This is a genomic window from Streptantibioticus rubrisoli (assembly GCF_024436055.1).
Taxonomy (GTDB): Bacteria; Actinomycetota; Actinomycetes; order Streptomycetales; family Streptomycetaceae; genus Streptantibioticus_A; species Streptantibioticus_A rubrisoli.
In genome coordinates, this window is sequence record NZ_JANFNH010000055.1 from 22,217 (window position 1) to 47,472 (window position 25,256).

The 25,256-nt window shown below is 71.0% G+C and carries 26 protein-coding genes; 25 read left to right on the forward strand and 1 reads right to left on the reverse strand.

All coding sequences use genetic code 11. The features are described from left to right. Positions 1–46: 46 nt before the first annotated feature. The 7 genes from NON19_RS29675 to ftsH all read left to right on the forward strand — a co-directional run bounded on the left by NON19_RS29675 (position 47) and on the right by ftsH (position 9,201). Positions 47–1,432 carry an ammonium transporter gene (locus NON19_RS29675; protein WP_255932241.1) on the forward strand — a complete coding sequence of 462 codons (1,386 nt, stop codon included), beginning with the start codon at positions 47–49 and terminating at the stop codon, positions 1,430–1,432. Next, positions 1,429–1,767: a P-II family nitrogen regulator gene (locus NON19_RS29680; protein WP_255932242.1), complete on the forward strand. Its 339-nt coding sequence runs from the start codon at positions 1,429–1,431 to the stop codon at positions 1,765–1,767. Before NON19_RS29675 ends, NON19_RS29680 begins: the two co-directional genes overlap by 4 nt. Positions 1,768–1,824: 57 nt before the next feature. Next, complete coding sequence (locus NON19_RS29685; RefSeq protein WP_255932243.1) at positions 1,825–4,281, forward strand: [protein-PII] uridylyltransferase; 2,457 nt, start codon at positions 1,825–1,827, stop codon at positions 4,279–4,281. A 151-nt stretch (positions 4,282–4,432) separates the two neighbouring features. Continuing rightward, the gene (locus NON19_RS29690) at positions 4,433–4,972 is read left to right on the forward strand and encodes a Uma2 family endonuclease (RefSeq protein WP_255932244.1); all 540 of its coding nucleotides are present in this window, start codon (positions 4,433–4,435) and stop codon (positions 4,970–4,972) included. A gap of 147 nt (positions 4,973–5,119) precedes the next feature. Then, entirely contained in the window at positions 5,120–6,667 is a 1,548-nt protein-coding gene (gene ffh / locus NON19_RS29695; RefSeq protein ID WP_255932245.1) for a signal recognition particle protein, read from the forward strand. A gap of 22 nt (positions 6,668–6,689) precedes the next feature. Continuing rightward, positions 6,690–7,205, forward strand: a complete 516-nt coding sequence (locus NON19_RS29700) for a GNAT family N-acetyltransferase (protein ID WP_255932246.1) — start codon at positions 6,690–6,692, stop codon at positions 7,203–7,205. 70 nt (positions 7,206–7,275) lie between these two features. Further along, on the forward strand, positions 7,276–9,201 hold the full coding sequence (gene ftsH / locus NON19_RS29705) for an ATP-dependent zinc metalloprotease FtsH (protein WP_255932248.1): 1,926 nt from the start codon (positions 7,276–7,278) through the stop codon (positions 9,199–9,201). A gap of 154 nt (positions 9,202–9,355) precedes the next feature. Here ftsH and NON19_RS29710 read toward each other — a convergent pair whose 3' ends face one another. After that, positions 9,356–10,189 (reverse strand): SAM-dependent methyltransferase, encoded by an 834-nt coding sequence (locus tag NON19_RS29710; RefSeq protein ID WP_372514341.1) that lies wholly within the window; start codon positions 10,187–10,189, stop codon positions 9,356–9,358. A 249-nt stretch (positions 10,190–10,438) separates the two neighbouring features. Here NON19_RS29710 and proS point away from each other — a divergent pair, with 249 nt between their 5' ends. The 18 genes from proS to NON19_RS29800 all read left to right on the forward strand — a co-directional run bounded on the left by proS (position 10,439) and on the right by NON19_RS29800 (position 25,230). Continuing rightward, on the forward strand, positions 10,439–11,851 hold the full coding sequence (gene proS / locus NON19_RS29715; protein ID WP_255932249.1) for a proline--tRNA ligase: 1,413 nt from the start codon (positions 10,439–10,441) through the stop codon (positions 11,849–11,851). 279 nt (positions 11,852–12,130) lie between these two features. Next, positions 12,131–12,721, forward strand: coding sequence for a hypothetical protein (locus NON19_RS29720; protein WP_255932250.1), 591 nt, complete (start codon positions 12,131–12,133; stop codon positions 12,719–12,721). A 206-nt stretch (positions 12,722–12,927) separates the two neighbouring features. Beyond that, a complete protein-coding gene (gene rpsP / locus NON19_RS29725) occupies positions 12,928–13,371 on the forward strand; it encodes a 30S ribosomal protein S16 (RefSeq protein WP_255932251.1) in 444 nt (147 codons plus the stop codon). A gap of 2 nt (positions 13,372–13,373) precedes the next feature. Then, positions 13,374–13,613, forward strand: a complete 240-nt coding sequence (locus NON19_RS29730; protein ID WP_255932252.1) for an RNA-binding protein — start codon at positions 13,374–13,376, stop codon at positions 13,611–13,613. 226 nt (positions 13,614–13,839) lie between these two features. Beyond that, a complete protein-coding gene (gene rimM / locus NON19_RS29735; protein ID WP_255932253.1) occupies positions 13,840–14,391 on the forward strand; it encodes a ribosome maturation factor RimM in 552 nt (183 codons plus the stop codon). Beyond that, on the forward strand, positions 14,391–15,206 hold the full coding sequence (trmD, locus tag NON19_RS29740; protein ID WP_255932254.1) for a tRNA (guanosine(37)-N1)-methyltransferase TrmD: 816 nt from the start codon (positions 14,391–14,393) through the stop codon (positions 15,204–15,206). Before rimM ends, trmD begins: the two co-directional genes overlap by 1 nt. Positions 15,207–15,337: 131 nt before the next feature. Continuing rightward, positions 15,338–15,688: a 50S ribosomal protein L19 gene (gene rplS, locus NON19_RS29745; RefSeq protein ID WP_255932255.1), complete on the forward strand. Its 351-nt coding sequence runs from the start codon at positions 15,338–15,340 to the stop codon at positions 15,686–15,688. 96 nt (positions 15,689–15,784) lie between these two features. After that, positions 15,785–16,606: a signal peptidase I gene (gene lepB, locus NON19_RS29750; protein ID WP_255932256.1), complete on the forward strand. Its 822-nt coding sequence runs from the start codon at positions 15,785–15,787 to the stop codon at positions 16,604–16,606. Beyond that, complete coding sequence (lepB, locus tag NON19_RS29755; RefSeq protein WP_255932257.1) at positions 16,599–17,645, forward strand: signal peptidase I; 1,047 nt, start codon at positions 16,599–16,601, stop codon at positions 17,643–17,645. Before lepB (NON19_RS29750) ends, lepB (NON19_RS29755) begins: the two co-directional genes overlap by 8 nt. Next, positions 17,539–18,534, forward strand: coding sequence for a signal peptidase I (gene lepB, locus NON19_RS29760; RefSeq protein ID WP_372514344.1), 996 nt, complete (start codon positions 17,539–17,541; stop codon positions 18,532–18,534). The genes lepB (NON19_RS29755) and lepB (NON19_RS29760) overlap by 107 nt, the downstream gene beginning before the upstream one ends. Before the next feature lie 33 nt (positions 18,535–18,567). Beyond that, positions 18,568–19,311, forward strand: a complete 744-nt coding sequence (gene lepB / locus NON19_RS29765) for a signal peptidase I (protein WP_255932259.1) — start codon at positions 18,568–18,570, stop codon at positions 19,309–19,311. A 49-nt stretch (positions 19,312–19,360) separates the two neighbouring features. Further along, the gene (locus tag NON19_RS29770) at positions 19,361–19,837 is read left to right on the forward strand and encodes an NUDIX hydrolase (protein WP_255932270.1); all 477 of its coding nucleotides are present in this window, start codon (positions 19,361–19,363) and stop codon (positions 19,835–19,837) included. Positions 19,838–19,876: 39 nt separating this feature from the next. Further along, entirely contained in the window at positions 19,877–20,203 is a 327-nt protein-coding gene (locus NON19_RS29775) for a DUF2469 domain-containing protein (protein WP_255932260.1), read from the forward strand. A 153-nt stretch (positions 20,204–20,356) separates the two neighbouring features. Then, the gene (locus tag NON19_RS29780) at positions 20,357–20,716 is read left to right on the forward strand and encodes a YraN family protein (protein ID WP_255932261.1); all 360 of its coding nucleotides are present in this window, start codon (positions 20,357–20,359) and stop codon (positions 20,714–20,716) included. Further along, positions 20,716–22,335, forward strand: a complete 1,620-nt coding sequence (locus tag NON19_RS29785; RefSeq protein WP_255932262.1) for a YifB family Mg chelatase-like AAA ATPase — start codon at positions 20,716–20,718, stop codon at positions 22,333–22,335. Before NON19_RS29780 ends, NON19_RS29785 begins: the two co-directional genes overlap by 1 nt. Continuing rightward, a complete protein-coding gene (dprA, locus tag NON19_RS29790; RefSeq protein WP_255932263.1) occupies positions 22,332–23,486 on the forward strand; it encodes a DNA-processing protein DprA in 1,155 nt (384 codons plus the stop codon). Before NON19_RS29785 ends, dprA begins: the two co-directional genes overlap by 4 nt. A 270-nt stretch (positions 23,487–23,756) precedes the next feature. Next, positions 23,757–24,605, forward strand: a complete 849-nt coding sequence (whiG, locus tag NON19_RS29795; RefSeq protein ID WP_255932264.1) for an RNA polymerase sigma factor WhiG — start codon at positions 23,757–23,759, stop codon at positions 24,603–24,605. A 58-nt stretch (positions 24,606–24,663) separates the two neighbouring features. Continuing rightward, positions 24,664–25,230, forward strand: coding sequence for a TetR/AcrR family transcriptional regulator (locus tag NON19_RS29800; RefSeq protein WP_255932271.1), 567 nt, complete (start codon positions 24,664–24,666; stop codon positions 25,228–25,230). Positions 25,231–25,256 lie beyond the last annotated feature (26 nt).

A 25,256-nucleotide genomic window follows, 5' to 3' on the forward strand; every position in this document is an offset into this window, starting at 1 on the left:
TTCCCCCACGCCCCCCGCGGGCCGTACCGACGACGAGGAGGCGCCGATGCCAACCGGCATCTTGACGACGCTCGCTGCCGACAAGCCCGTGCTCGACACGGGGCACACCGCGTTCATGCTGATCAGTGCCGCCCTGGTGATGGTGATGACACCAGGTCTCGCCTTCTTCTACGGAGGCATGGTCCGGGTCAAGAGCGTTCTGAACATGCTGATGATGAGCTTCATCAGCCTCGGCATCATCACCATCCTGTGGACCCTGTTCGGCTTCAGCCTCGCCTTCGGCACCGACCACGGCGGTTTCGTCGGCGGCACCGACTGGCTGGGCATGCGGCACATAGGCATCACCCAGCTGTGGCCCGGCTACGGCATCCCGATCTACGTGTTCGCCGTCTTCCAGCTGATGTTCGCGGTGATCACCCCGGCGCTGATCAGCGGTGCGCTGGCGGACCGGGTGAAGTTCGCCGCGTGGTCGCTGTTCATCACGCTGTGGGCGATCGTGGTGTACTTCCCCGTCGCGCACTGGGTGTGGGGCACCGGCGGCTGGCTGAACAAACTGGGCGTGATCGACTTCGCGGGCGGTACCGCGGTCCACATCAACGCGGGCGCGGCGGCGCTCGGCGTCATCCTCGTCATCGGCAAGCGGGTCGGCTTCAAGCGCGATCCGTTCCGGCCGCACAACCTGCCGCTCGTGATGCTCGGCGCGGGACTGCTGTGGTTCGGCTGGTTCGGCTTCAACGCGGGATCGTGGCTGGGCGCTGACGGCGTCGCCGCGGTCGCGTTCACCAACACCCAGGTCGCCACCGCCGCCGCGATGCTCGGCTGGCTCGGCTACGAGCGGATCCGGCACGGCTCGTTCACCACGCTGGGCGCCGCGTCCGGCGCGGTGGCCGGACTGGTCGCCATCACCCCCGCCTGCGGCTCGGTCTCCCCGCTGGGCTCGATCGCGGTCGGCGCGATCGCCGGTGTGGTGTGCGCCTGGGCGGTGGGGCTGAAGTTCAAGCTCGGCTTCGACGACTCCCTCGACGTGGTCGGCGTCCACATGGTCGGCGGCATCATCGGCTCGCTGCTGATCGGCCTGTTCGCCACCGGCGGTGTCGGCCAGACCGCCAAGGGCCTGTTCTACGGCGGCGGTTGGGGCCAGCTCGGCAAGCAGGCCGTCGGTGTCACATGCGTCCTGCTGTACTCGCTGGTGGTCTCCGCGGTCCTGGCCAAGGTGATCGACCTGGTGATGGGCTTCAGGGTCAGCGAGGACGACGAGGTGGCCGGCATCGACCAGGCCGAACACGCCGAAACCGGCTACGACTTCGCCGGAATCGGCTCCGCCGCCCGGCTCGGCGGCCTCCTGGCACCGGCCGAGAGCAAGGCGCTCACCGGCGACAAGAACGAGACCGCTTCCCCGGCGAAGGCCGCGGAACCGAAGGTGGACGCATGAAACTCATCACCGCAGTCATCAAGCCCTACCGCCTCGACGAGGTGAAGACCGCCCTCCACGACTTCGGGGTCCAGGGCCTGACCGTCACCGAGGCCAGCGGCTACGGCCGCCAGCGCGGCCACACCGAGGTCTACCGCGGCGCCGAGTACACCGTCGACCTGGTGCCCAAGATCCGCATAGAGGTGCTGGTCGAGGACGCCGACGCCGACGAACTGATCGACGTCCTGGTGAAGGCCGCCAGGACCGGCAAGATCGGCGACGGCAAGGTGTGGAGCGTCCCGGTGGACACCGTGGTGCGGGTACGGACCGACGAGCGCGGCCCCGACGCCCTGTAGGCCCGCGCGGACAACTCACCTTGGACGATGCGGAACCGCGCTGGCTTTGGAGACCGTATGACCGACCGTGCCGTCCCGGAGACCTCCGGGACCCCCCACCGTGTACCGGACGGTGCGCGGTCGCCCGAAACCAGCTACCCGGCGGCCCGGCTGGCCCTGCTCAACGAGGAGGGCCAGCCGGGACCGTCCCGGCGTGCCACGCTCGCCGACCTCACCGACCGGTGGCTCGCCGGTCTCTTCCCGAACCGCCCTACCGGTACGGCACTTGTCGCCGTCGGCGGCTACGGGCGCGGTGAACTCTCCCCGCGCAGCGACCTGGACCTGCTGCTGCTGCACGACGGCACGGCGGGCGCCGGTGAGGTCGCCGCGCTCGCCGACCGCCTGTGGTACCCGGTGTGGGACCTCGGCCTGTCCCTGGACCACTCGGTGCGCACCCCCGCCGAGGCCCGGAAGACCGCCGGGGACGACCTGAAGGTGCAACTCGGCCTGCTCGACGCCCGGCACATCGCGGGCGACCCGGAGCTCACCGCGAACCTGCGCACCGCCGTACTCGCCGACTGGCGCGCACAGGCCCCCAAACGCCTCCCCGAACTGCACGAGATGTGCCTGGAACGCGCCGAGCGGCAGGGCGAGTTGGCGCATCTGCTGGAGCCCGACCTGAAGGAGGCGCGCGGTGGACTGCGCGACGCCACCGTGCTGCGCGCCGTCGCCGCCTCCTGGCTGGCCGACGCACCCCGCGAGGGCCTGGCCGAGGCCCGCGCCCGACTGCTGGACACCCGCGACGCCCTGCACCTGGTCACCGGCCGGGCCACCGACCGGCTGAGCCTCCAGGAGCAGGACCAAGTCGCCGCCCATCTCGGGGTGTTGGACGCCGACACGCTGCTGCGGGGAGTGTACGAGGCGGCCCGCACGGTGGCCTACGCCAGCGATGTGACCTGGCGGTCGGTCGGCCGGGTGCTGCGGGCCCGGTCGGCGCGGCCCCGCAAGCGGTTCCTGGGGCGCGGGCACGCCGAGCCGGTGGGCGTGGAGCGGATGCCGCTGGCCGACGGGGTGGTGGAGCAGGAGGGCGAGGCCGTGCTGGCCCGTACCGCCCGGCCGGAGCGCGACCCGGTGCTGCCGCTGCGCGCGGCGGCGGCCGCCGCCCAGGCGGGCCTGCCGATCTCACTGCCCGCGGTACGGGCACTGGCCGCCGCCGCGCCCGCGCTACCGGTGCCGTGGCCCGCGGAGGCGCGGGAGCAACTGGTCACGTTGCTCGGCGCGGGGCAGGCCACGGTGCCGGTGTGGGAGGCGCTGGAGGCCGAGGGCCTGATCGCCAGGCTGCTGCCGGACTGGGAGCGGGTGCGCTGCCGCCCGCAGCGAAATCCCGTGCACCGCTGGACGGTTGACCGGCACCTGGTCGAAACCGCCGTCCAGGCGGCGACGTTGACCCGCCAGGTCAGCCGCCCCGACCTGCTGCTGATCGGCGCGCTGCTGCACGACATCGGCAAGGGCTGGCCGGGCGACCACAGCGTGGCGGGCGAGGTCATCGCCCGGGACGTGGCCGCCCGGATGGGCTTCGGCCGCGCCGACGCCGACACCCTGGCCCTGCTGGTACGGCACCATCTGCTGCTTATCGAGACGGCGACCCGGCGCGACCTGGACGATCCGGCCACCGTCGAGTCGGTGGCCAAGACGGTCCGCTCGGTGGAATGCCTCGACCTGCTGCACGCGCTGACCCAGGCCGATGCGCTGGCCACCGGCCCCGCGGCGTGGAGCGCGTGGCGGGCGTCGCTCGTGGCGGACCTGGTGCGCCGGGTGACCGGGGTGCTGGCGGGCGAGGCGCCGTCTGGGCCGCCGGACCGGGAGCCGTCCGCCGAGGAGGAGCGGCTGGCGGTGGAGGCGGCGCGCACCGGAGGGCCGGTGCTGGCGCTGCGGGCCGAGTCCGAGCCGGTGGCGCAGGACGGTACCGAGCCGGTCGGTGTGGAACTGCTGCTGGCGGTGCCGGACCGGCCCGGGCTGCTGCCCGCGGCGGCCGGTGTACTGGCGCTGCACCGGCTGACGGTGCGCGCGGCGGACCTGCGCACCGCGGACCCGATCGGGGCGGGCCCGGTGACCCTGCTCAGCTGGCGGGTGGCCGCCGAGTTCGGCTCACTGCCCGAAGTGGCCCGGCTGCGGGCCGACTTCGCGCGGGCCTTCGACGGCTCGCTGGACATCGCCTCCCGGCTGGCGGAGCGCGAGGCCGCGTATCCGCGCCGCAGGGGCGTTCCGGCGCCGCCGCCGAGGGTGACGGTGGTCGGCGGCACCTCCGAGGTGGCCACCGTGATCGAGGTCCGGGCGCAGGACGTGCCGGGACTGCTGCACCGGATCGGCCGCGCCCTGGAGGACGCGGCCGGGGTGGCGGTGCGTTCGGCGCGGATCAGCACGCTGGGCGCCAACGCGGTGGACGCGTTCTACGTCGTCGGCCCGGACGGCGCCCCGCTCCCGGCCGAGCGGGCGGCCGAGGTGGCCCGGGAACTGGAGGCGGCGCTGGGGTAGCTGCTCAGCGGCGGGAGAAGTCACCGGAGATCAGTGTCCTCGGCGTTGGGTAATCCGGCGGGGTGCCGTTTCGGCCGGGCAGGGGCCGATGTCGGTGGGTGTGTCTACGATGCATGTATTGCCTGGCCACTAGCGGTGGGGAGGACAGCAAATGAGCGTTCAAGACGACCTGTGGCGCGCCGCTGAGCAGGCTGCGGGGGTGTTCGAGGGCTTCAAGGTGGAAGTCGTGGGGGGCCAGCTGATCATGTCGCCGCAGAGCAACGTCCAGAGCTGGACGATTGCAGACATCCAGGTCGTCGCCAGGGCTGCGGGCTTGAAGAAGTCGCGATTGGTCTCCGATGTGCTCGTCCGTTTTGGAGAGGAGCCACCGCGCGCTCCCGATGTTGCAATCCTGGAAGATGGCGCGACAGCGCCATACAAGCATGACGATCTGCTGGCCGCTATCGAGATCGTCTCCGCGAAAGATGACCAGCACGACTACACGACCAAGCTGCGGCAGTACGCCCGCTTCGAGGTACCGATCTACCTGATCGTCGACCCGTTCCGTGCCACCTGCACGCTGCTCACACGTCCGAGCGGCGAGGAGTACGCGACGCGCGAGCAGTTCAAGTACGGCGAGACCGTCACCCTGCGTCTCGCCGACGGCATCACCGTGAACATCCCCACGGACGAGTTCGAGCGCAGAGACTGAGCGGAATCCGCCCTCTGTCCACCGCGGGCTGGACCGCGGTGGAGACCGTACCTGGACGGTCCGGATACCCTGGAGGGCGATGTCCGCCCACCGCCAGCCGGAGGGCGGCCGACAGCCGCCGACAGCCGACAGAGGATCCGCGACGCCGTGTTCGACACTCTCTCCGATCGCCTCGCAGCGACCTTCAAGAACCTCCGGGGCAAGGGCCGCCTGTCCGAGGCGGACATCGACGCCACCGCGCGCGAGATCCGCATCGCGCTGCTGGAGGCGGACGTCGCGCTCCCCGCGGTCCGCGCGTTCATCAAGCAGATCAAGGAGCGGGCGCTCGGCGCCGAGGTCTCGCAGGCGCTCAACCCCGCCCAGCAGGTCATCAAGATCGTCAACGAGGAGCTGATCGGCATCCTCGGCGGCGAGACCCGCCGCCTGCGGTTCGCCAAGACCCCGCCCACCGTGATCATGCTGGCCGGTCTGCAGGGTGCCGGTAAGACCACGCTCGCCGGAAAGCTCGGCCGCTGGCTGGCGGGCCAGGGGCACACCCCGCTGCTGGTCGCCTGTGACCTGCAGCGCCCGAACGCGGTCAACCAGCTCGCGGTGGTCGCCGAGCGCGCGGGCGTCGCGGTCTACGCGCCCGAGCCGGGCAACGGCGTCGGCGACCCGGTGAAGGTCGCCAAGGACTCCATCGAGCACGCCCGTACCAAGCAGTACGACGTGGTCATCGTGGACACCGCGGGCCGCCTGGGTATCGACCAGGAGATGATGCAGCAGGCCGCGGACATCCGCGACGCGGTCAGCCCGGACGAGATCCTGTTCGTCCTCGACGCCATGATCGGCCAGGACGCGGTCAACACCGCCCAGGCCTTCCTCGACGGCGTCGGCTTCGACGGCGTGGTGCTCTCCAAGCTCGACGGTGACGCGCGCGGTGGCGCCGCGCTGTCGGTGGCGCACGTCACCGGCAAGCAGATCATGTTCGCCTCCAACGGCGAGAAGCTGGACGACTTCGACGCGTTCCACCCGGACCGCATGGCGTCCCGCATCCTGGGCATGGGCGATGTGCTCAGCCTGATCGAGAAGGCCGAGCAGACCTTCAGCCAGGCCGAGGCCGAGAAGATGGCGGCCAAGCTGGCGAAGGGCCCGAAGGAGTTCACCCTCGACGACTTCCTGCAGCAGATGGAGCAGGTCCGCAAGATGGGCTCGATCTCCAAGCTGCTCGGCATGCTGCCGGGGATGAACCAGATCAAGGACCAGATCAACAACCTCGACGAGCGGGACGTGGACCGCACCGCCGCGATCATCAAGTCGATGACCCCGGCCGAGCGCACCGACCCGACGATCATCAACGGCTCGCGCCGGGCCCGTATCGCCCGGGGTTCCGGCGTCGAGGTGGGCGCGGTCAAGAACCTGGTGGAGCGGTTCTTCGACGCCCGCAAGATGATGTCCCGCATGGCACAGGGCGGCGGCATGCCGGGAATGCCCGGGATGCCGGGCATGCCGGGGCTGGGCGGTGGCGCCCGTGGCAAGAAGAAGGCCAAGCCCGCCAAGGGCAAGCAGCGCAGCGGCAACCCGATGAAGCGCAAGGCCGAGGAGGCGGCGGCCGCCGCCCGCCGCGAAGCGCAGGGGGACAACCCCTTCGGCCTCCCGGCCGGAGGCGACGGCAAGTTCGAACTGCCCGACGAGTTCAAGAAGTTCATGGGCTGACCGAGGACCGCGACCAGCCACCATGCGCGTTCACATCAGACCGCCACGGCCGTCGGACGCGACCGCCTACGCCGAGGCCGTCGTGCGGTCCGCCGAGCACATCGGCCCCTGGAACCCCGTCGACCCGAACGGGTTCGCCGAACTGCTGCGCAACCAGGGGCCGACGCTGCGTACCTTCCTGGTCATCAACGACGAGGACGGCGGCATCGTCGGCAAGTGCAACGTCGCCAACATCGTGCGCGGCCGGTTCCGCAACGGCGCCCTCGGCTACGACTCCTACCTGCCGTACGCGGGCACCGGGCGGATGACCGAAGGCATGCGGCAGGTGGTCGACCACTGCTTCCACGAACTGCCCGACGGGCTGGGGCTGCACCGGCTGGAGATCAACATCCAGCCGGACAACGTCCGTTCCATCGCGTTGGCCAAGCGGCTCGGCTTCCGGCACGAGGGCTTCTCCCCGCGCATGCTCTACATCAACGACGCCTGGCGGGACCACGAGCGGTTCGCGCTCACCGCCGAGGAGTGGCCCGGCCTGTGAGCCGTCGCGGACGCGAGGGTTCCGTGTGGGGGTCCGGCCGCCTGTCGGTGGCTGTCCGTATGGTCGAGCCATGACCAACTCCGTACCGCCCCGACAGAGCCCGGAGCAGCCGTGGCGGTCGGAGGGCGCGCCACCGCCGTCCCCGCCGCAGCGGCCACGCCGCCGGCTGGGCGGCTGGGGCGGCATGATCCTCACCGCTGTGGCCGTCTTCCTGATCACCGACGCGCTGCTGTCGTTCTTCGGCGGCCCGACGAGCCAGTCGATCTCGTACACCGAGTTCAGCAGGCAACTGGGCGCGGGCAACATCACCAAGATCTACGCCAAGGGCGACGCGATCCAAGGTGAGCTCAAGACCAGCGCGCCGGTCCCGTCCGGCAAGGGCACGTACAAGAACTTCGACACCCAGCGCCCGTCCTTCGCCGACGACAAACTGTGGGCGCAGCTGACCCGGCACCACGTCACCGTCACCGCGGAACCGGTGGTCCAGCAGCGCAGCTTCCTGGCCAACCTGCTGATCTCGCTGGCGCCGATGCTGGTGCTCGTCGCGCTGTGGATGATCATCGCGCGGCGGATGAGCGGCGCGCTCAGCGGCGGACTCGGCGGGTTCGGCCGCAAGACGCCCAAGCCCGTCACACCCGAGGAGGGCAGGCGCACCACCTTCGACGACGTCGCCGGGATCGACGAGGTCGAGGCGGAGCTGAGCGAGGTGGTCGACTTCCTCAAACGACCCGACGCCTACCGCAGACTGGGCGCCCGGATGCCGCGCGGCGTCCTGCTCGCCGGACCGCCCGGCACCGGCAAGACGCTGCTGGCGCGCGCCGTGGCGGGGGAGGCCGATGTGCCGTTCTTCTCCGCCTCGGCCTCCGAGTTCATCGAGATGATCGTCGGCGTCGGCGCCAGCCGGGTGCGCGAACTGTTCAACGAGGCCCGCAAGGTCGCCCCCGCGATCATCTTCATCGACGAGATCGACACCATCGGCCGGGCCCGCGGCAGCGGCAGCGGCATGGGCGGGCACGACGAGCGCGAGCAGACGCTCAACCAGATCCTCACCGAGATGGACGGGTTCTCCGGCTCCGAGGGCGTCGTCGTGCTCGCCGCCACCAACCGCGCCGACGTCCTGGACCCCGCGCTGCTACGGCCCGGCCGCTTCGACCGCACCGTGCAGGTCAGCCCACCGGACCGGGCCGGACGGGAGGCGATCTTGCGCATCCACACCCGTGACGTACCGCTGCACGAACAGGTCGACCTCGCCCAGGTCGCCCGCACCACCCCGGGAATGACCGGCGCGGAGCTGGCCAACCTCGCCAACGAGGCGGCACTGCTCGCCGTCAAGCGCAACCTGGACGTGGTCGGGCAACCGGAGCTGTCCGACGCGTTGGAGAAGGTCCAACTCGGCGCGGAGCGGCCCCTGGTGATGCCCTACGAGGAACGGCGGCGCACCGCCTACCACGAGAGCGGCCACGCGCTGCTGGGCATGCTGCAACCGGGCGCGGACCCGGTCCGCAAGATCACCATCGTGCCGCGCGGCCGGGCGCTCGGCGTGACCCTGTCCACCCCCGACGCCGACCGCTACGCCTACACCGAGGAGTACCTGCGCGGCCGGATCATCGGCGCCCTCGGCGGCATGGCCGCCGAGCAGACCGTCTTCGGCGTCATCACCACCGGCGCCGAGAGCGACCTGGAGCAGGTCACCACCATCGTGCGCGGCATGGTCGCCCGCTGGGGCATGAGCGAACGCATCGGCCGCCTCACCGCGCTGCCGCAGGACGCCCAGCAGGCCTACGGGCTGGCCGCCGCGCCCGCCACCCTCGACGCGGTGGACGCGGAGATGCGGCGGATCGTCGACGAGTGCTACGAGCAGGCGTGCCGCCTGCTGACCGAGCACCGGCCCCAACTCGACGCGCTCGCCGAGGCGTTGCTGGAACGCGAGACGCTGGAGGAGGACGAGGCGTACCGCACGGCGGGGATCCCGCGGGCGGAGCGGGCCGAGGGGTGACCTCCGGCTCGCTTCGGGTGGCTTCATCCCAGCGGGTGGCGTTCGCGGGTCGCTGATGGTTCGGCAGCGCCGGGCTCCGGCGCTGTGGTGGCTCGCCGTCGCGGCGGAGAGCGGAACCAGCGCGGCGCCGTGACGGCCATCGCGCCTCGTGACCTCACGTCCGGGCCAGGACGTACCGGAAGACGTTCTCCATCCGCACCGTGCCGTCGGGGCGGCGGTAGGGATGGAGGGCCTCGGTCAGCTCCTTGTCCACCTGGGTGCGGTCGGTGGCCTCGAGGGCCGCGTCGAACAGGCCCGTCGACACCAGACCGCGCACCGCGCTGTCCATGTCCGGGTAGCCGAAGGGGCACGCCACCCGCCCCGAACCGTCCAGCCGCAGCCCCGCCGCGCGCGCGGTCTCCTCCAGGCCGTCGCGTACGCTCACCCGCACCGGCTCCGCCAGTCCGGCCAGCCGTTCCGCGACCCGCAGCACCCGCCCCGTCGCACACCGCTCGGGCGGGCCCCAACCGGCCAGCACCACAGCCGCCCCCCGCTGCGCCAGGTCGGCCGCCGCCCGAAGCGCGGGCACCAGCCACTCGCCGGGCAGCGTCGGATCGAACGCCGTCACCACCGTGAACGCCGCCCCGTCGCGCACCGCCGCGCCCTCAGGGCCGCCCAGCACCAGCCGCGCCCGCCCGCAGGCGGACCGCCGCGCACCCCACTGCGGTGCGGGCAGCAGCCGCTCGCGGGCCAGCGCCAGCCGCCGCCCGTCCCGGTCCACCCCGGTCACCACCGCACCGCGGGCCGCCGCCATCAGCAGCGCGAGCCCCGCACCACAGCCGATCCCCAGCAGCCGGGTGACCGGCCCCACCTCCAGCCGCTCGTACACGGCCTCGTACAGCGGCACCAGCATCCGCTCCTGGATCTCCGCCCAGTCACGCGCGCCGCCATCGGAACGCTCCGGCCGTGCGCTCAGCCCGGGCGCGGAGGAAACGAGCATGGGTGTCATCCAGCGGCCTCATTCCAGCGAGTCGTCGTCGAGTGCCCCCGTCTGCGCCTCACGTCGTGCGCGAGACCCCCCGCAAGCCCAGGGAACTCCGCTTCCCGTCCGTAGTCCAGAGGCTACGCAGGAGCGTTTGAACGCGCCCTCCGTGCGCCCCCCTTCGCCGTACCCGGACGCCCGCGCGCGGCGCCGGGCGCGGGCCGGGAGGCCCGGCCGATTCACGCTCGGACGCGCCCTGCCCGTACGATCTGCGCCATGGCAAAGGCTCCCGTTCTCACCCCCCAGGCGGACGACTTCCCCCGCTGGTACCAGGACTTGATCAACAAGGCCGAGCTGGCCGACAACGGCCCGGTGCGCGGCACCATGGTCATCCGACCGTACGGGTACGGGCTGTGGGAGCGGATGCAGCAGGAGATGGACGCGCGGATCAAGGACGCGGGCGCGGACAACGCGTACTTCCCGCTGTTCATCCCGCAGTCCTACCTGACCAAGGAGGCCGAGCACGTCGAGGGCTTCGCCCCCGAGCTGGCCGTGGTCACCCACGCGGGCGGCAAGGACCTCGAGGAGCCCGTGGTCGTCCGGCCCACCTCCGAGACGATCATCAACGAGTACTTCTCCAAGTGGGTGCAGAGCTACCGCGACCTGCCGCTGCTGGTCAACCAGTGGGCGAACGTGGTGCGTTGGGAGATGCGCCCGCGGGTCTTCTTGCGCACCACCGAGTTCCTGTGGCAGGAGGGGCACACCGCGCACGCCAGCTACGAGGACGCCCGCGACTACGCCGCCCGCATCCACCGCGACGTCTACGGCGACTTCATGACCAACGTCCTCGCCATCGACGTGGTCCTGGGCCGCAAGACCGCCAAGGAGCGGTTCGCGGGCGCGATCAACACCCTCACCCTTGAGGCGATGATGGGTGACGGCAAGGCCCTGCAGATGGGCACCAGCCACGAGCTGGGCCAGAACTTCGCCCGCGCCTTCGAGACCCAGTACCTGTCCAAGGACGGTACGCAGGAACTGGTCTGGCAGACCTCCTGGGGCGTGTCGACCCGCATGGTCGGCGGCCTGATCATGTCGCACGGCGACGACAACGGGCTGCGCGTCCCGCCGCGGCTGGCCCCGGTCCAGGCCGTGGTGCTCGCCATCAAGGGCGACGACGCGGTGATCGCCAAGGTCCGTGAGATCGGCGACCAGCTCAAGGCCGCGGGGATCCGGGTGCGGGTGGACGACCGTACCGACACCCCCTTCGGCCGCCGCGCCGTGGACTGGGAGCTCAAGGGCGTACCCGTGCGCATCGAGGTCGGCCCGCGCGACCTGGAGAGCGGCACCGCGATGCTGGCCCGCCGCATCCCCGGCGGCAAGGAGCCGGTGGCCATCGACGCGCTCGCCGCGCTGCTGCCGAAGGTGCTCGAGGAGGACCAGGCGCTGCTGCTGCGCCAGTCCCGCGAGCGGCGCGAGGCCCGCACCGCGGACGTGGCCACCATCGACGAGGCCGCCGAGGCGGCGCAGACCGGCTGGGCCCGCATCCCGTGGGACAAGCTCGGCCCGGAGGGCGAGGCCAAGCTGGCCGAGCAGAGCGTCACCGTGCGCTGCCTGGTGGGAGAGGACGGGTCGGTGCCGCAATCCGACGACGCACCCGGTACCGTCGCCCTGGTGGCCCGGGCGTACTGAGCCGAGCCGCCGCCGGTCCCGTACCGACCACACGGGACCGCGAACGCAACACAACAGCGAGCCACAAAACGGGGCGTACCACCGCGATGTCCCCGGGGAGCGATCCCCGGCGGCGACGCGGGGGTACGCCCCGGCTTGTTCCAGGGACGCACAGCTCATCCACAGACGTCCGCACCCGCCCTCAGTCGGATGCATGAGCCCGAACTGACGAGTACGTGCAAATTATTTGGGATGGCCCCGGAATCGGAACACAGCGGCATCTCTACTCGTTGTCACGACGTGAGCACGACACCACCAGTTCTCGCCGCCGAGCTGGCAGTCGCGTGGGCCGACATCCAACGGCACCACCCCGAGCTGCCGGATCTGGCCGCCCCCGAGTCCCTGATCGGAGAGTCCTCGTCCGCCTGCGGCACCGAGCTCTCCTTCGAACGCCTGCTGCACGAGGCCGTGCACGGCATCGCCGCCGCCCGCGGCGTACGTGACACCTCGCGCGCGGGCCGCTACCACAACCGCCGGTTCCTGGCGATCGCCGACGAACTGGGCCTGGACCACTCCGAGGAGCCGCATCCCAGCAGCGGCTTCTCGCTGGTCGTGATGCGCCCGGAGACCAAGAAGCGCTACCGGCCGACGATCGAGCGGCTGCAGCGCGCGCTGAAGGCGCACAGCGCGGCGACCGCCTCCGACACCAGCCGCTCCTTCCGCGGCCCGGCCGCCCGGCACGGCTCGTCCGGCGGCGGCGTGCGCGTCAAGGCCGTCTGCGACTGCGGGCGCAACGTGCGGGTCGTCCCCTCCGTGCTGGAGCAGGCACCGATCATGTGCGGCGCGTGCGGTCAGCCGTTCCGCATCCCGGAGGTGGTCGGCGCGGCGTGAGGCGACCTCAAGCGCGGTGGCCGTCGGACGGGAGGCGGCGGCACGGCGTGGCGGCGCGGTGTGGCAGAATGGTCCGCTGAGCACTCGGCAGCCGTGCAGGACCCCTCTCTCCTTCGGCTGACGCGTCCGTCGGGCGACCGGCTCCCACAACCCCACGTGGCGATCCGCGCTGCCCAACCACGTCAATACCAGGAGAACCCACTCCCGTGGCAGTCAAGATCAAGCTGAAGCGTCTGGGCAAGATCCGTTCGCCTCACTACCGCATCGTCGTCGCCGACTCCCGTACCCGCCGTGACGGCCGGGCCATCGAGGAGATCGGCCTGTACCAGCCGGTGCAGAACCCCTCGCTGATCCAGGTCGACAGCGAGCGCGTGCAGTACTGGCTCGGCGTCGGCGCCCAGCCGACCGAGCCGGTCCTCGCCATCTTGAAGAAGACCGGCGACTGGCAGAAGTTCAAGGGCGAGCCCGCCCCGGCCCCGCTGCTCGTCGCCGAGCCGAAGGCCGACAAGCGCGCCCTCTTCGAGGCCGCCGCCAAGGAGGCCGCGGACGAGCCGAAGGGTGAGGCGATCACCCCCAAGGCGAAGAAGGCCGAGAAGAAGGCGGACGAGGCCACTGAGGCCGAGGCCACCGCCGAGTCGACCGAGTCCTGAGCATGCTTGAGGAGGCTCTTGAGCACCTCGTGAAGGGCATCGTCGACAACCCGGACGACGTGCAGGTCGCCTCGCGCAACCTGCGCCGCGGGCGCGTGCTGGAGGTCCGGGTGCATCCGGACGACCTCGGCAAGGTGATCGGCCGCAACGGCCGGACCGCCCGTGCGCTGCGTACCGTCGTCGGTGCCCTCGGCGGGCGCGGTGTCCGCGTCGACCTCGTCGACGTGGACCAGGTGCGCTGAGCAGGACCGGGCTCGTGCCCGGGGGCGGCGCGCCCCCGGCACCCCCAACACCGGCTCGGGCCGGGACGGCTACGGCCGCCCCGGCCCGAGCCGTTCGGATTGAGAATGGGAAACGCGAGCCGGCCACCGCTCCCGCCAGAAGTCCCGTACCCCTCACCGGCAGGTGGGGGAGTGGGGGCGCCGCCCCCGCGAGAAAACCCCGAACCCCTCACCGGGAGGTGAACCCGTGCAGCTCGTAGTCGGCCGGATCGGCCGCGCCCACGGCATCAAGGGCGAGGTCACGATCGAGGTGCGCACCGACGAGCCCGAGCTGCGGCTCGCGCCGGGCGCCGTGCTCGCCACCGACCCGGCGTCCGCGGGCCCGCTGACCATCGAAACCGGCCGCGTGCACAGCGGACGGCTGCTGCTGCGCTTCACCGGCGTCAACGACCGCAACGGCGCCGAGGCCCTGCGCAACACACTGCTGATCGCCGAGGTCGACCCCGAGGAGACGCCGGAGGACCCCGAGGAGTTCTACGACCACCAGCTGATCGACCTCGACGTGGTCACCGAGGACGGCACCGCCGTCGGCCGGATCACCGAGATCACCCACCTGCCCTACCAGGACCTGCTGGTCGTCGAACGCCCGGACGGCAGCGAGGTGCTGATCCCGTTCGTCAGCGACATCGTCCCCGACATCGACCTGGAACGGCAGGTCGCCGTCATCACCCCGCCGCCCGGCCTGCTGGACGAGCGCGAGGCGGAGACCGCCAGCACGCGGGAGCGGGAACAGCCCTGATGCGGATCGACGTCGTCACGATCTTCCCCGAGTACCTCGAACCGCTGAACGTCTCGCTCGTCGGCAAGGCACGCGCCCGCGGCCAACTGGACGTACGCGTACACGACCTGCGGCAGTGGACGCACGACCGCCACCACACCGTGGACGACACGCCCTACGGCGGCGGGCCCGGCATGGTCATGAAGCCGGAGCCGTGGGGCGAGGCGCTGGACGCCATCGAGGCCTCCGGGCCGCAGGGCACCGCGCCGGTGATGGTGGTGCCGACGCCCAGCGGACGGCCGTTCACCCAGCGGCTCGCCGTGGAACTGTCGGCCAAGCCCTGGCTGGTCTTCACCCCCGCCCGCTACGAGGGCATCGACCGCCGGGTCGTCGACGCCTACGCCGAGCGGTGGGAGGTGCACGAGGTCTCCATCGGCGACTACGTACTCGCCGGTGGTGAGGCCGCGGTCCTGGTCATCACCGAGGCGGTGGCCCGGCTGCTGCCCGGCGTGCTGGGCAACGCCGAATCGCACCGCGACGACTCCTTCGCCCCCGGCGCCATGGCCGACCTGCTGGAAGGCCCCGTCTACACCAAGCCCCCGGTCTGGCGGGACCGCGACATCCCCGAGGTACTGCTCAGCGGCCACCACGGCAAGATCGCACGGTGGCGGCGCGACCAGGCGTTCCGCAGGACCAGCGCCCTGCGCCCCGACCTGATCGAGCGCTGCGACCCCGCCGCCTTGGACAAGCACGACCGCGCGCTGCTGGCGGAACTGGGCTGGACGCAGGGCCCGGACGGACGATTTGGGCGACCGGGCGGGCCCGTGGAAGAATAGGCCGCTGCTGTACGCCCGCCGTGCGCCCCTGCCACAGGGGGAACGACGCCCGGACGGCAAAGCGGCACCTTCGATCCTCATCTCCGGAACCCGCTGATGACCTGTGGCATCAGCGAAGAAAGCAGACAATCATGTCGCACCTGCTCGACGTCGTCGACGCCGCATCCAAGCGCTCGGACATCCCCGCCTTCCGCCCGGGTGACACGGTCAACGTGCACGTCCGCGTCATCGAGGGCAACCGCTCCCGTGTCCAGCAGTTCAAGGGCGTGGTCATCCGCCGCCAGGGCTCCGGCGTCCGCGAGACCTTCACCGTCCGCAAGGTCAGCTTCAGCGTCGGCGTGGAGCGCACCTTCCCCGTGCACACCCCGATCGTCGAGAAGATCGAGGTCGTGACCCGCGGTGACGTCCGCCGCGCCAAGCTGTACTACCTGCGCGAGCTGCGCGGCAAGGCCGCCAAGATCAAGGAGAAGCGCGAGAGCTGAGCCTCGCGCCCGCCGCGCCGGATCGCGCTGCCGCCCGATCCGGCCGCGGTGACTCGGGCCAGCGGGCACAGCCGGGCCGGATAGGCTCTGCGCCCGATGGACACCGAAGCACAACCTGACGTGGAGCGCGACCGCTCATCAGCCCCCCGGGGGCGGATCGGGCGGTCGCGCTTCGCCGTTCCCGGGCCGCGCGGCGCCCGCGCCCGGCTGCGCGCCGTCCACGGCTGGTGGCAGGACCTGAGCCTGTGGCAGGAGGTGGCGCTGCTAGGCGTCCTGTGCCTGGGCACGCTCGGCCTGGTCAACGCCTTCTTGGTACAGCCGTTCCTGATCCCCAGCGGATCGATGGAGAACACCCTGAAGGTCGGCGACCGCGTCGTGGTCAACAAACTGGCGTACCGTTTCGGCAATCAGCCGCGGCGCGGCGACGTGATCGTCTTCAACGGCACCGGCTCCTTCGTGCCGGACCCGCCCCCGAGCAACCCGCTCACCCACCTGCTGCGCACCGTGGGCAGCGCGACCGGGCTGGCGCAGCCGGACGAGACGGACTACGTCAAGCGCGTGGTCGGGATCGGCGGCGACCGCGTCACATGCTGCGACAAGCAGGGCAGGATCATGGTGAACGGGCAGCCCGTCACGGAGGACTACCTCTACCCGGGCGACGGGCCCTCCCGGATCCCGTTCGACATCGTCGTGCCGCCGGGAAGGCTCTGGGTGATGGGCGACCACCGCAGTGACTCGCGGGACTCCCGTGACCACCTCGGCGACCCCGGCGGCGGCACCGTCCCGGTGGACGAGGTGATCGGACGCGCCGACTGGATCGGCTGGCCGTTCGACCACATGCGCACCCTGCGCCGCCCGGCGGGCTTCGCCCACGTACCGCCGCCCGCTCACCCGGCCACCGGCGGTGGGCATGGGTAACCGGGGACGCCCGCGCAACGGCCACCGTGCGGGCGCGGCCACGGCGGCGGCCGACAGGCCGCCGGGGCGGGCGGAGCGGCGGCGGGCCGCCCAGCGGGTCAAGCGGCGGCGGCGCCGGTCGGCGGTACGGGAGGTACCGATCCTGATCGGAGTGGCGCTGCTGATCGCGCTGGTCCTCAAGACCTTCCTGGTGCAGGCCTTCGTGATCCCCTCCGGATCGATGGAGGACACCATCCGGATCGGCGACCGGGTGCTGGTCGACAAGCTCACCCCGTGGTTCGGTTCGACGCCGCAGCGCGGCGACGTGGTGGTGTTCAAGGACCCCGGGCACTGGCTGGACGGTGAGCCCAAACCGAAGCCGGACCCGGAGGGTGTCAAGCAGATCAAGGAGTTCTTCACCTTCATCGGTCTGCTTCCGGCGGCGAACGAGCAGGACCTGATCAAGCGGGTGATCGCGGTCGGCGGCGACAAGGTCGCCTGCTGCGACGTCCAGGGCCGGGTCACCGTCAACGGCAAGGCGCTGGACGAGCCGTACCTGAAGCCGGGCAACCCGCCGTCGCAGATCAAGTTCAGCCTCACCGTCCCGGCCGGGCGGCTGTGGGTGATGGGCGACCACCGAAGCGACTCGGCCGACTCGCGCTACCACATGGACGAGCCCGGAGGCGGTACGGTCGCCGAGAGCCAGGTGGTGGGCAGGGCGTTCGTGATCGCCTGGCCCTTCTCGCACTGGCGGACCCTGCCGGAACCAGGGACGTTCGCATCGGTGCCCAACCCGGGCGCGGATGCGGCCACCGCCCTGGGGAAGGCCAATAATCGGCAAGGAATGGTCCAACTCCCGACTCCTGCGGAACTTCCGCTCGTTATGGGAGTGGTGGGCCTGCGTCGCGCGCGGAGCAGGCCGTGGCGCGGAGTGAGGAGTGGAAGTGGGGGACCTGGTGGTCGGCGCACGGTCCGGACCCGGCGAGCCCGAAGGGCAGGGCCCACCGGTCGGCGCCGCCGAGGAAGAGGCGACGGCGGTGAATCTCGGCAAGTCCCCTGACGCGGACGGTACCCGGCGGTTCGAACAGGACGGCGCGGGCTCCGGTGGCTCCGGCAGCCGCTGGACGGTCTGGGGCAAGCGCGGCCCCGGCGGCCGGGCGGGTGCGGGCGAGTCGAAGAAGCCGCGCTCGTTCTGGAAGGAGCTGCCGATCCTCATCGGCATCGCCCTGGTCCTGGCCCTCATCATCAAGACCTTCCTGGTCCAGGCGTTCTCCATCCCGTCGCAGTCGATGCAGAACACGCTGCAGGTCGGCGACCGGGTACTGGTCGACAAGCTCACTCCGTGGTTCGGCTCGCAGCCCTCGCGCGGCGAGGTGGTGGTCTTCCACGACCCGGGCGGCTGGCTCGAGGAGAACCCGCCGGGGCCCACCAACCCGGTGACCTCCGGCATCCAGAAGGTGCTCAGCTTCATCGGACTGATGCCGTCCGCCGAGGAGAAGGACCTGATCAAGCGGGTCATCGCGGTCGGCGGCGACACCGTCGAGTGCAAGGGCACCGGACCGGTGACCGTCAACGGCAAGGCGCTGGACGAGCCGTACATCTTCCCCGGCAACACCCCTTGCGGTGACAAGCCGTTCGGCCCGATCAAGATCCCGCCGAACCGCATCTGGGTGATGGGCGACCACCGGCAGGACTCGCTGGACTCCCGCTACCACCAGATGCTGCCCGGCGGCGGCACGGTCTCGGTCAACCAGGTCGTCGGCCGCGCGATCGTGGTCGCCTGGCCGGTCACCCGGTGGAGCACGCTGCCGATCCCGTCGACGTTCGACCAGCCCGGCATCAACGCCGCCGCCGGTGCCATCCCGGCCGCGGGCGGACTGGCCGGAGCGCTTCCGCTGGTGCTGCTGCGGCGCCGCCGCATGGTCAAAAAGCAGCGCAAGGACTGCTGACCACCACGGGTACCGCCCGGTAGGGTGCCGCCCATGAGCAGCCGGGATACCCATGAGAACCGCGGCCACGGCCGCCTGGGCAACGTACTGTCCGGGGTGGCCGTGGCCGTTGGCTGTCTGTTGTTCCTGGGCGGATTCGCCTGGGGCGCGGTCGTCTACCGGCCCTACACCGTGCCGACCGACTCGATGCAGCCGACCGTCAACCCCGGCGACCGGGTGCTCGCCCAGCGCGTCAGTGGCAACCAGGTGCACCGTGGTGACGTGGTGGTGTTCAACGATCCCGTGTGGGGCAACGAGCCGATGGTCAAACGGGTCGTGGGTGTCGGCGGCGACAAGATCGCCTGCTGCGACAGGCAGGGTCGGCTGACGGTCAACGGCGTGCCGCTCGACGAACCGTATCTGCTCCAGCGCGGCCAGGCGCCGGTCCCGGTCACCACCGTGCCGCGCGGGCAACTGTTCATGCTCGGCGACAACCGCCAGGTCTCGATGGACTCCCGGGTGCACCTGTCCGACGCCGACCACGGGGCGGTGCCCAGTGGCGAGGTCGCGGCCCGGGTGGACGCCGTCGTCTGGCCGTTCGGCCAGCTCAAGCAGGTCGGGCGACCGGCCGCCTACGCGGCCCTGCCCGGCGGGGTCTCATCGCCGGGTCCGATCAGCTGGATCGCCTCCGCCGTCGTGGCGGGCGCGCTGCTGATCCTCGGCGGCGCGGCGTACGGTCCGATCGCGGGGCGCCGCCGCAGGCGCGCGGAGCGACGACGTGTGCTCGTCGGGGCGTGAGACGGTGACGGCGGGCGCGGGGGCCGACGCCGGTGGCGCCGTCGACGGTATGCGGCGCGCGGCCCGGGTGATCCTGCTGGATCCGGCGGACCGGATCCTGCTGCTGCACGGCTTCGAGCCCGCCGATCCGGCCACCACGTGGTGGTTCACGCCCGGCGGCGGCGTGGAGCCGGGGGAGAGCCTGCCGGAGGCGGCGCGCCGCGAGGTGGCGGAGGAGACCGGCATCACCTCCATACGGCTGGGGCCGGTGGTGTGGCAGCGCTCGTGCGCGTTCGACTTCGACGGGCGGCGCTGGGAGCAGGACGAGTGGTACTACCTGGGCCGCGCCGACGCCACCGACCTGCACACCGGCGGCCACACGGAACTGGAACGACGCAGCGTGCGCGCACTGCGCTGGTGGACCTGCGAGGAACTGCTCGCCACCCGTGAGACGGTGTATCCCACCAGGCTCGCCGAGCTGCTGCGTAGGCTGCTTGATGAGGGGCCTCCGCCGTCGCCGCTGCTTCTGGAGACAGAGCGCGAGTGAAGGTCGGCGGGGGAACGTACCGCTGAAGGGGAACATGCCATGAGCGCCGAGGACCTCGAGAAGTACGAGACCGAGATGGAGCTGAAGCTCTACCGGGAGTACCGCGATGTCGTCGGGCTGTTCAAATACGTGATCGAGACCGAGCGCCGCTTCTACCTGACGAACGACTACGAGATGCAGGTGCACTCGGTCCAGGGCGAGGTGTTCTTCGAGGTGTCGATGGCCGACGCATGGGTCTGGGACATGTACCGGCCAGCCCGCTTCGTCAAGCAGGTACGGGTCCTGACGTTCAAGGACGTCAACATCGAGGAGCTCAACAAGAGCGACCTGGACCTCCCCTCGGACGACTCCGGGTTCAACGCGTGATCGCGGCACGCCAGGCGGTGGCCGCCGCCGAGGGTGCGGCTTCCTCCTCAGGGGTGACGGAGTTGTCCACAACCGCCCGGTAACCCACAGAATCCGTTCAAGATCATCTGGGCGCCTCCGCAACCGGCACAGTCGGTCCCGGAGGTGGTACCCATGAACGCCCGCACAGCCCTCGGCCGCTACGGCGAGAACCTCGCCGCCCAACGACTCACCAACACCGGCCTGACCGTCCTCGCCCGCAACTGGCGCTGCGCCGCAGGAGAGATCGACATCGTCGCCACCGAAGGCGACTGCCTCGTCATCTGCGAGGTCAAATCCAGAACCGGCGGCGCCTACCAACACCCCATGGCCGCCATCACCCCCGCCAAAGCCCAGCGGCTACGACACCTCGCCGAACACTGGCTCGCCCAACACGGCGGCCCACCACCAGGCGGCGTCCGCATCGACCTCATCGGCGTCCTCGTACCCCCACGCGGCGCCAGCCGCCTCGAACACGTACGCGGGGTGGCGTGATGGCATTCGCCCGCACCTGCTCCGTCGCCCTCGTCGGCGTCGAAGGAGTGGTCGTCGAAGTCCAGGCCGACCTCGAACCCGGCGTAGCCGCGTTCACCCTCGTCGGACTCCCCGACAAAAGCCTCTCCGAAAGCCGCGACCGCGTCCGCGCCGCCCTCGTCAACAGCGGCGAGACCTGGCCGCAGAAGAAACTCACCGTGGGCCTGAGCCCAGCCTCCGTTCCCAAAAGCGGAAGCGGCTTCGACCTGGCCGTCGCCTGCGCCGTCCTCGCCGCCGCCGAACGCATCGCACCCGCCGCCATCGCCGACCTGATGATGATCGGCGAACTCGGCCTCGACGGACGCGTACGACCAGTACGCGGCGTCCTGCCCGCCGTCCTCGCCGCCGCCGACGCCGGATACCGCCACGTCGTCGTCCCCGAACGCGCCACCGCCGAAGCCGCCCTGGTACCCGACATCGCCGTCCTCGGCGTACGCAGCCTGCGCCAACTCATCGCCGCGCTCAACGACGAACCCATCCCCGAAGAAGAAGCCGACCACAACGACAAACACCCCGACACCATCAGCGCCGGTCTCACCATCCCAGGACTCGGCCCCGGCCTCGGCCTGGGCACCACCCGCGGCGCACACCCGCCCGACCTCGCCGACGTCGCAGGCCAACCCCTCGCCCGCAAAGCCCTGGAAATCGCCGCCGCCGGCAGCCACCACCTCTACCTGTCCGGACCACCCGGCGCCGGCAAAACCATGCTCGCCGAACGACTCCCCGGACTCCTGCCACCCCTCACCCCGCAACAATCCCTCGAAGTCACCGCCGTCCACTCCATCGCCGGAGTCCTGCCACCCGGCAAACCCCACATCGACACCGCCCCCTACTGCGCCCCGCACCACTCCGCCACCATGCCCTCCATCGTCGGCGGCGGCACCGGCCTGCCCAGACCAGGAGCCGTCTCCCTCGCCCACCACGGCGTGCTCTTCCTCGACGAAGCCCCCGAGTTCAGCACCCGAGTCCTGGAAGCCCTACGGCAACCCCTCGAGTCCGGCCACGTCGTCGTGGCCCGCAGCGCGGGCGTCATGCGGCTGCCCGCCAAGTTCCTCCTCGTCTTCGCCGCCAACCCCTGCCCCTGCGGCCGGTACGCCATCCTCGGCGGCGGATGCCAGTGCACACCCAACGAAGTACGCCGCTACCAAGCCCGCCTCTCCGGCCCACTACTCGACCGCGTCGACCTACGCGTCACCGTCGATGCCGTCAGCCGTTCCGAACTCATCAACCACGGCACCGGAGGCGAGACCACCGCCCACATCGCCGAACGCGTCCACCAAGCCAGACAACGAGCCGCCGCCCGCTACCAGGACCTGCCCTGGACCACCAACAGCGAAGTCCCCGGACACGAACTGCGCACCCGCTGGAGAGTACGCACCGGAGCCATGCGCGACGTCGAACGCGAAATGGAACGCGGCCTGCTCACCGCACGCGGCCTGGACCGAGTGCTCCGCGTCGCCTGGACCGTCGCCGACCTCGCCGGACACGACCGCCCCACGTACGACGACGTCGGCCAAGCACTCCAACTACGCACCGGCGTATACCGCGGCGTCCCCGCCACCGTCGGGAGCGGCACATGACCACCGAACCCACCCCGACAGAAGAACGCCGGGCCCGCGCCGCACTCACCAGAATCGCCGAACCCGGCGACCCCGCCGTCGGCCGATGGTTGCGCCGACACGGCCCCGTCGAAACCCTGCGCATGCTCACCGCCCAACACCCGCTACCCGGCATCAGCCAGACCCGCACCACCGGATACCGACTACGCGGCCAACACACCCGCCCAGACGACGACCTGGCCACCATCGAAACCCTCGGCGGCCGCTTCATCTGCCCCAACGACCCCGACTGGCCCAGCCAACTCAACGACCTCGGCGACCAACGCCCCATCGGACTATGGGCCATCGGCCCCGCCGCCCTACGCCCCTGGGCACTGCGCTCCATCGCCATCGTCGGCGCCCGCGCCTGCAGCGACTACGGCACCCACACCGCCGCCACCCTCGCGGCCGACCTCGCCGAAGCAGGCTGGACCATCATCTCCGGTGCCGCACACGGCATCGACAGCGCCGCACACCGCGGCGCACTCGCCGCCCAGGGAGCGACCGTCGCCGTCGTCGCCTGCGGAGTGGACAAGCCCTACCCGCGCGGCAACACCGAGTTGCTCCGCCGCATCGGCCAACAAGGCCTGATCATCGCCGAGTTACCACCCGGCGAACACCCCACCCGCAGCCGCTTCATCCAACGCAACCGTGTCATCGCCGCACTCACCCGCGGCACCGTCGTCGTCGAAGCCCAACTGCGCAGCGGCTCACTGATCACCGCCCGCCGCGCCACCGCCCTCGGCCGCATCACCATGGGCGTACCCGGCCCAGTCACCTCCGCACTGTCAGCAGGCGTCCACCAACTCCTGCGCGAAGAAGGCCAACTGGTCACCGACGCCGCCGACATCATCGAACTCACCGGCAGCATCGGCGACGACCTCGCCCCCGAACGCCACGGCCCCGTACACCCCAGAGACCTCCTGGCCCCCGCCACCGCCGCGGTACTCGAAGGACTCCCCGGCCACGGCGAGGCCGACACCGAACACATCGCCCGCGCCGCCGGAACCGGCGTGGACCAGGCCGCCAGCCGACTCCACGAACTGCGCACCCTCGGCTTCGTCGAACGCCACGGCAACCGGTGGCGACTGACCAGCGCCGCCCGAGAGAGTGGCACCCCCCGGATCCGGTGACCCGGTCAACACACCATCAGGTGACAAGAAGGTTCTTGACCTGGGAGGACCCGATGGCGAGGTTAGGGGAATGACCGCAGAACGCTTTAATACGCAACAGGCAGGGCAGGAAAGGGCAAAGAGACGTCCAGCCCAACCCGCTGTATGGCGGAACGTATCTGCGTGAGGCTCACCCGAACGTCGTAGCACAACGCGACGCCCGGCTCACGCTACGCTCGCGGAGACCCGAATCCCCACCCAACGTCACGGCAGAACGGCTCAAGGCGACGCATGCCCCAGCACACCTCCGGGCCTGACCGCGCGACCGCGGCCACCGACGACCGCGGAGCTCCACCGCGCGCACAGACCGCCGCCCCCTCCGCACTGGACGAGTTGTGGCGGTCCTACAAGGCCACCGGAGAGGCACGACTACGCGAGCAACTGATCCTGCACTACTCACCGCTGGTGAAATACGTCGCCGGTCGAGTGAGCGTCGGCCTGCCACCCAATGTCGAACAGGCCGACTTCGTCTCCTCCGGAATCTTCGGACTCATCGACGCCATCGAGAAGTTCGAACCAGAACGCTCCATCAAGTTCGAGACCTACGCCATCAGCCGCATCCGCGGCGCCATGATCGACGAGCTAAGAGCGCTCGACTGGATCCCACGCTCCGTACGACAGAAGGCCCGTGCCGTCGAACGCGCCTACGCGACCCTCGAAGCGCGCTACCACCGCACACCCACCGAAGCCGAAGTCGCCACCGAGATGGACATCCCCGTCGAGGAACTCCACACCATCTTCGGCCAGCTCTCCCTCGCCAACGTCGTAGCCCTCGAAGAACTCCTCCACGTCGGCACCGAAGGCGGCGACCGCCTCAGCCTGGTCGACACCCTCGAAGACCGCGCCGCCGAAAACCCCGTCGAAATCGCCGAGGACCGCGAACTACGACGACTCCTCGCCCGCGCCGTCAACACCCTCCCCGAACGGGAGAAGACCGTCGTCACCCTCTACTACTACGAGGGCCTCACCCTCGCCGAAATCGGCCACGTCCTGGGCGTCACCGAAAGCCGCGTCAGCCAGATCCACACCAAGTCGGTCCTCCAGCTCCGCGCCAAGCTGGCGGATGTCGGGCGCTGCTGACCCCAGCCGGAGCCGATGTCCGTAGAGTGGTGGGGTGCCCAGGATTCGAGCGGCCTCAGTGGCCGAGCACCGGACGATGCAGCGCAGCGCCCTGCTGGACGCCGCGCGTTCCCTGCTGTCCGAGGGCGGTACGGAAGCGCTGACGTTCCCCGCCCTCGCCGAGCGCACCGGCCTCGCGCGCTCCTCCGTCTACGAGTACTTCCGGTCCCGGGCGGCCGTGGTGGAGGAGCTGTGCGCGGCCGACTTCCCCGTGTGGGCCGCCGAGGTCGAAGCGGCCATGGAAGCCGCCGACACCGCCGAGAACAAGATCGAGGCATACGTACGGCAGCAACTCGCCTTGGTCGGTGACCGCCGACACCGCGCGGTCGTCGCCATCTCGGCGGGCGAACTCGACGCGGGCGCCCGCGAGAAGATCCGCGCCGCACACGGCGGACTGATCGCCATGGTCGTCGAAGCACTCAGCGAACTGGGCCACCAGGAACCCCGACTGACCGCCATGCTGCTCCAGGGCATCGTCGACGCCGCGGTACGCCGCATCGAACTCGGCGCGGCCGAAGACCCAGCCGTCATCACCCAGGCCGCGGTGTCCATGGCGCTGCGGGGGGTCGGGGGCACCGCCTCTTAGCCCCCGGGGGCCCTCCCCCCTCCCCC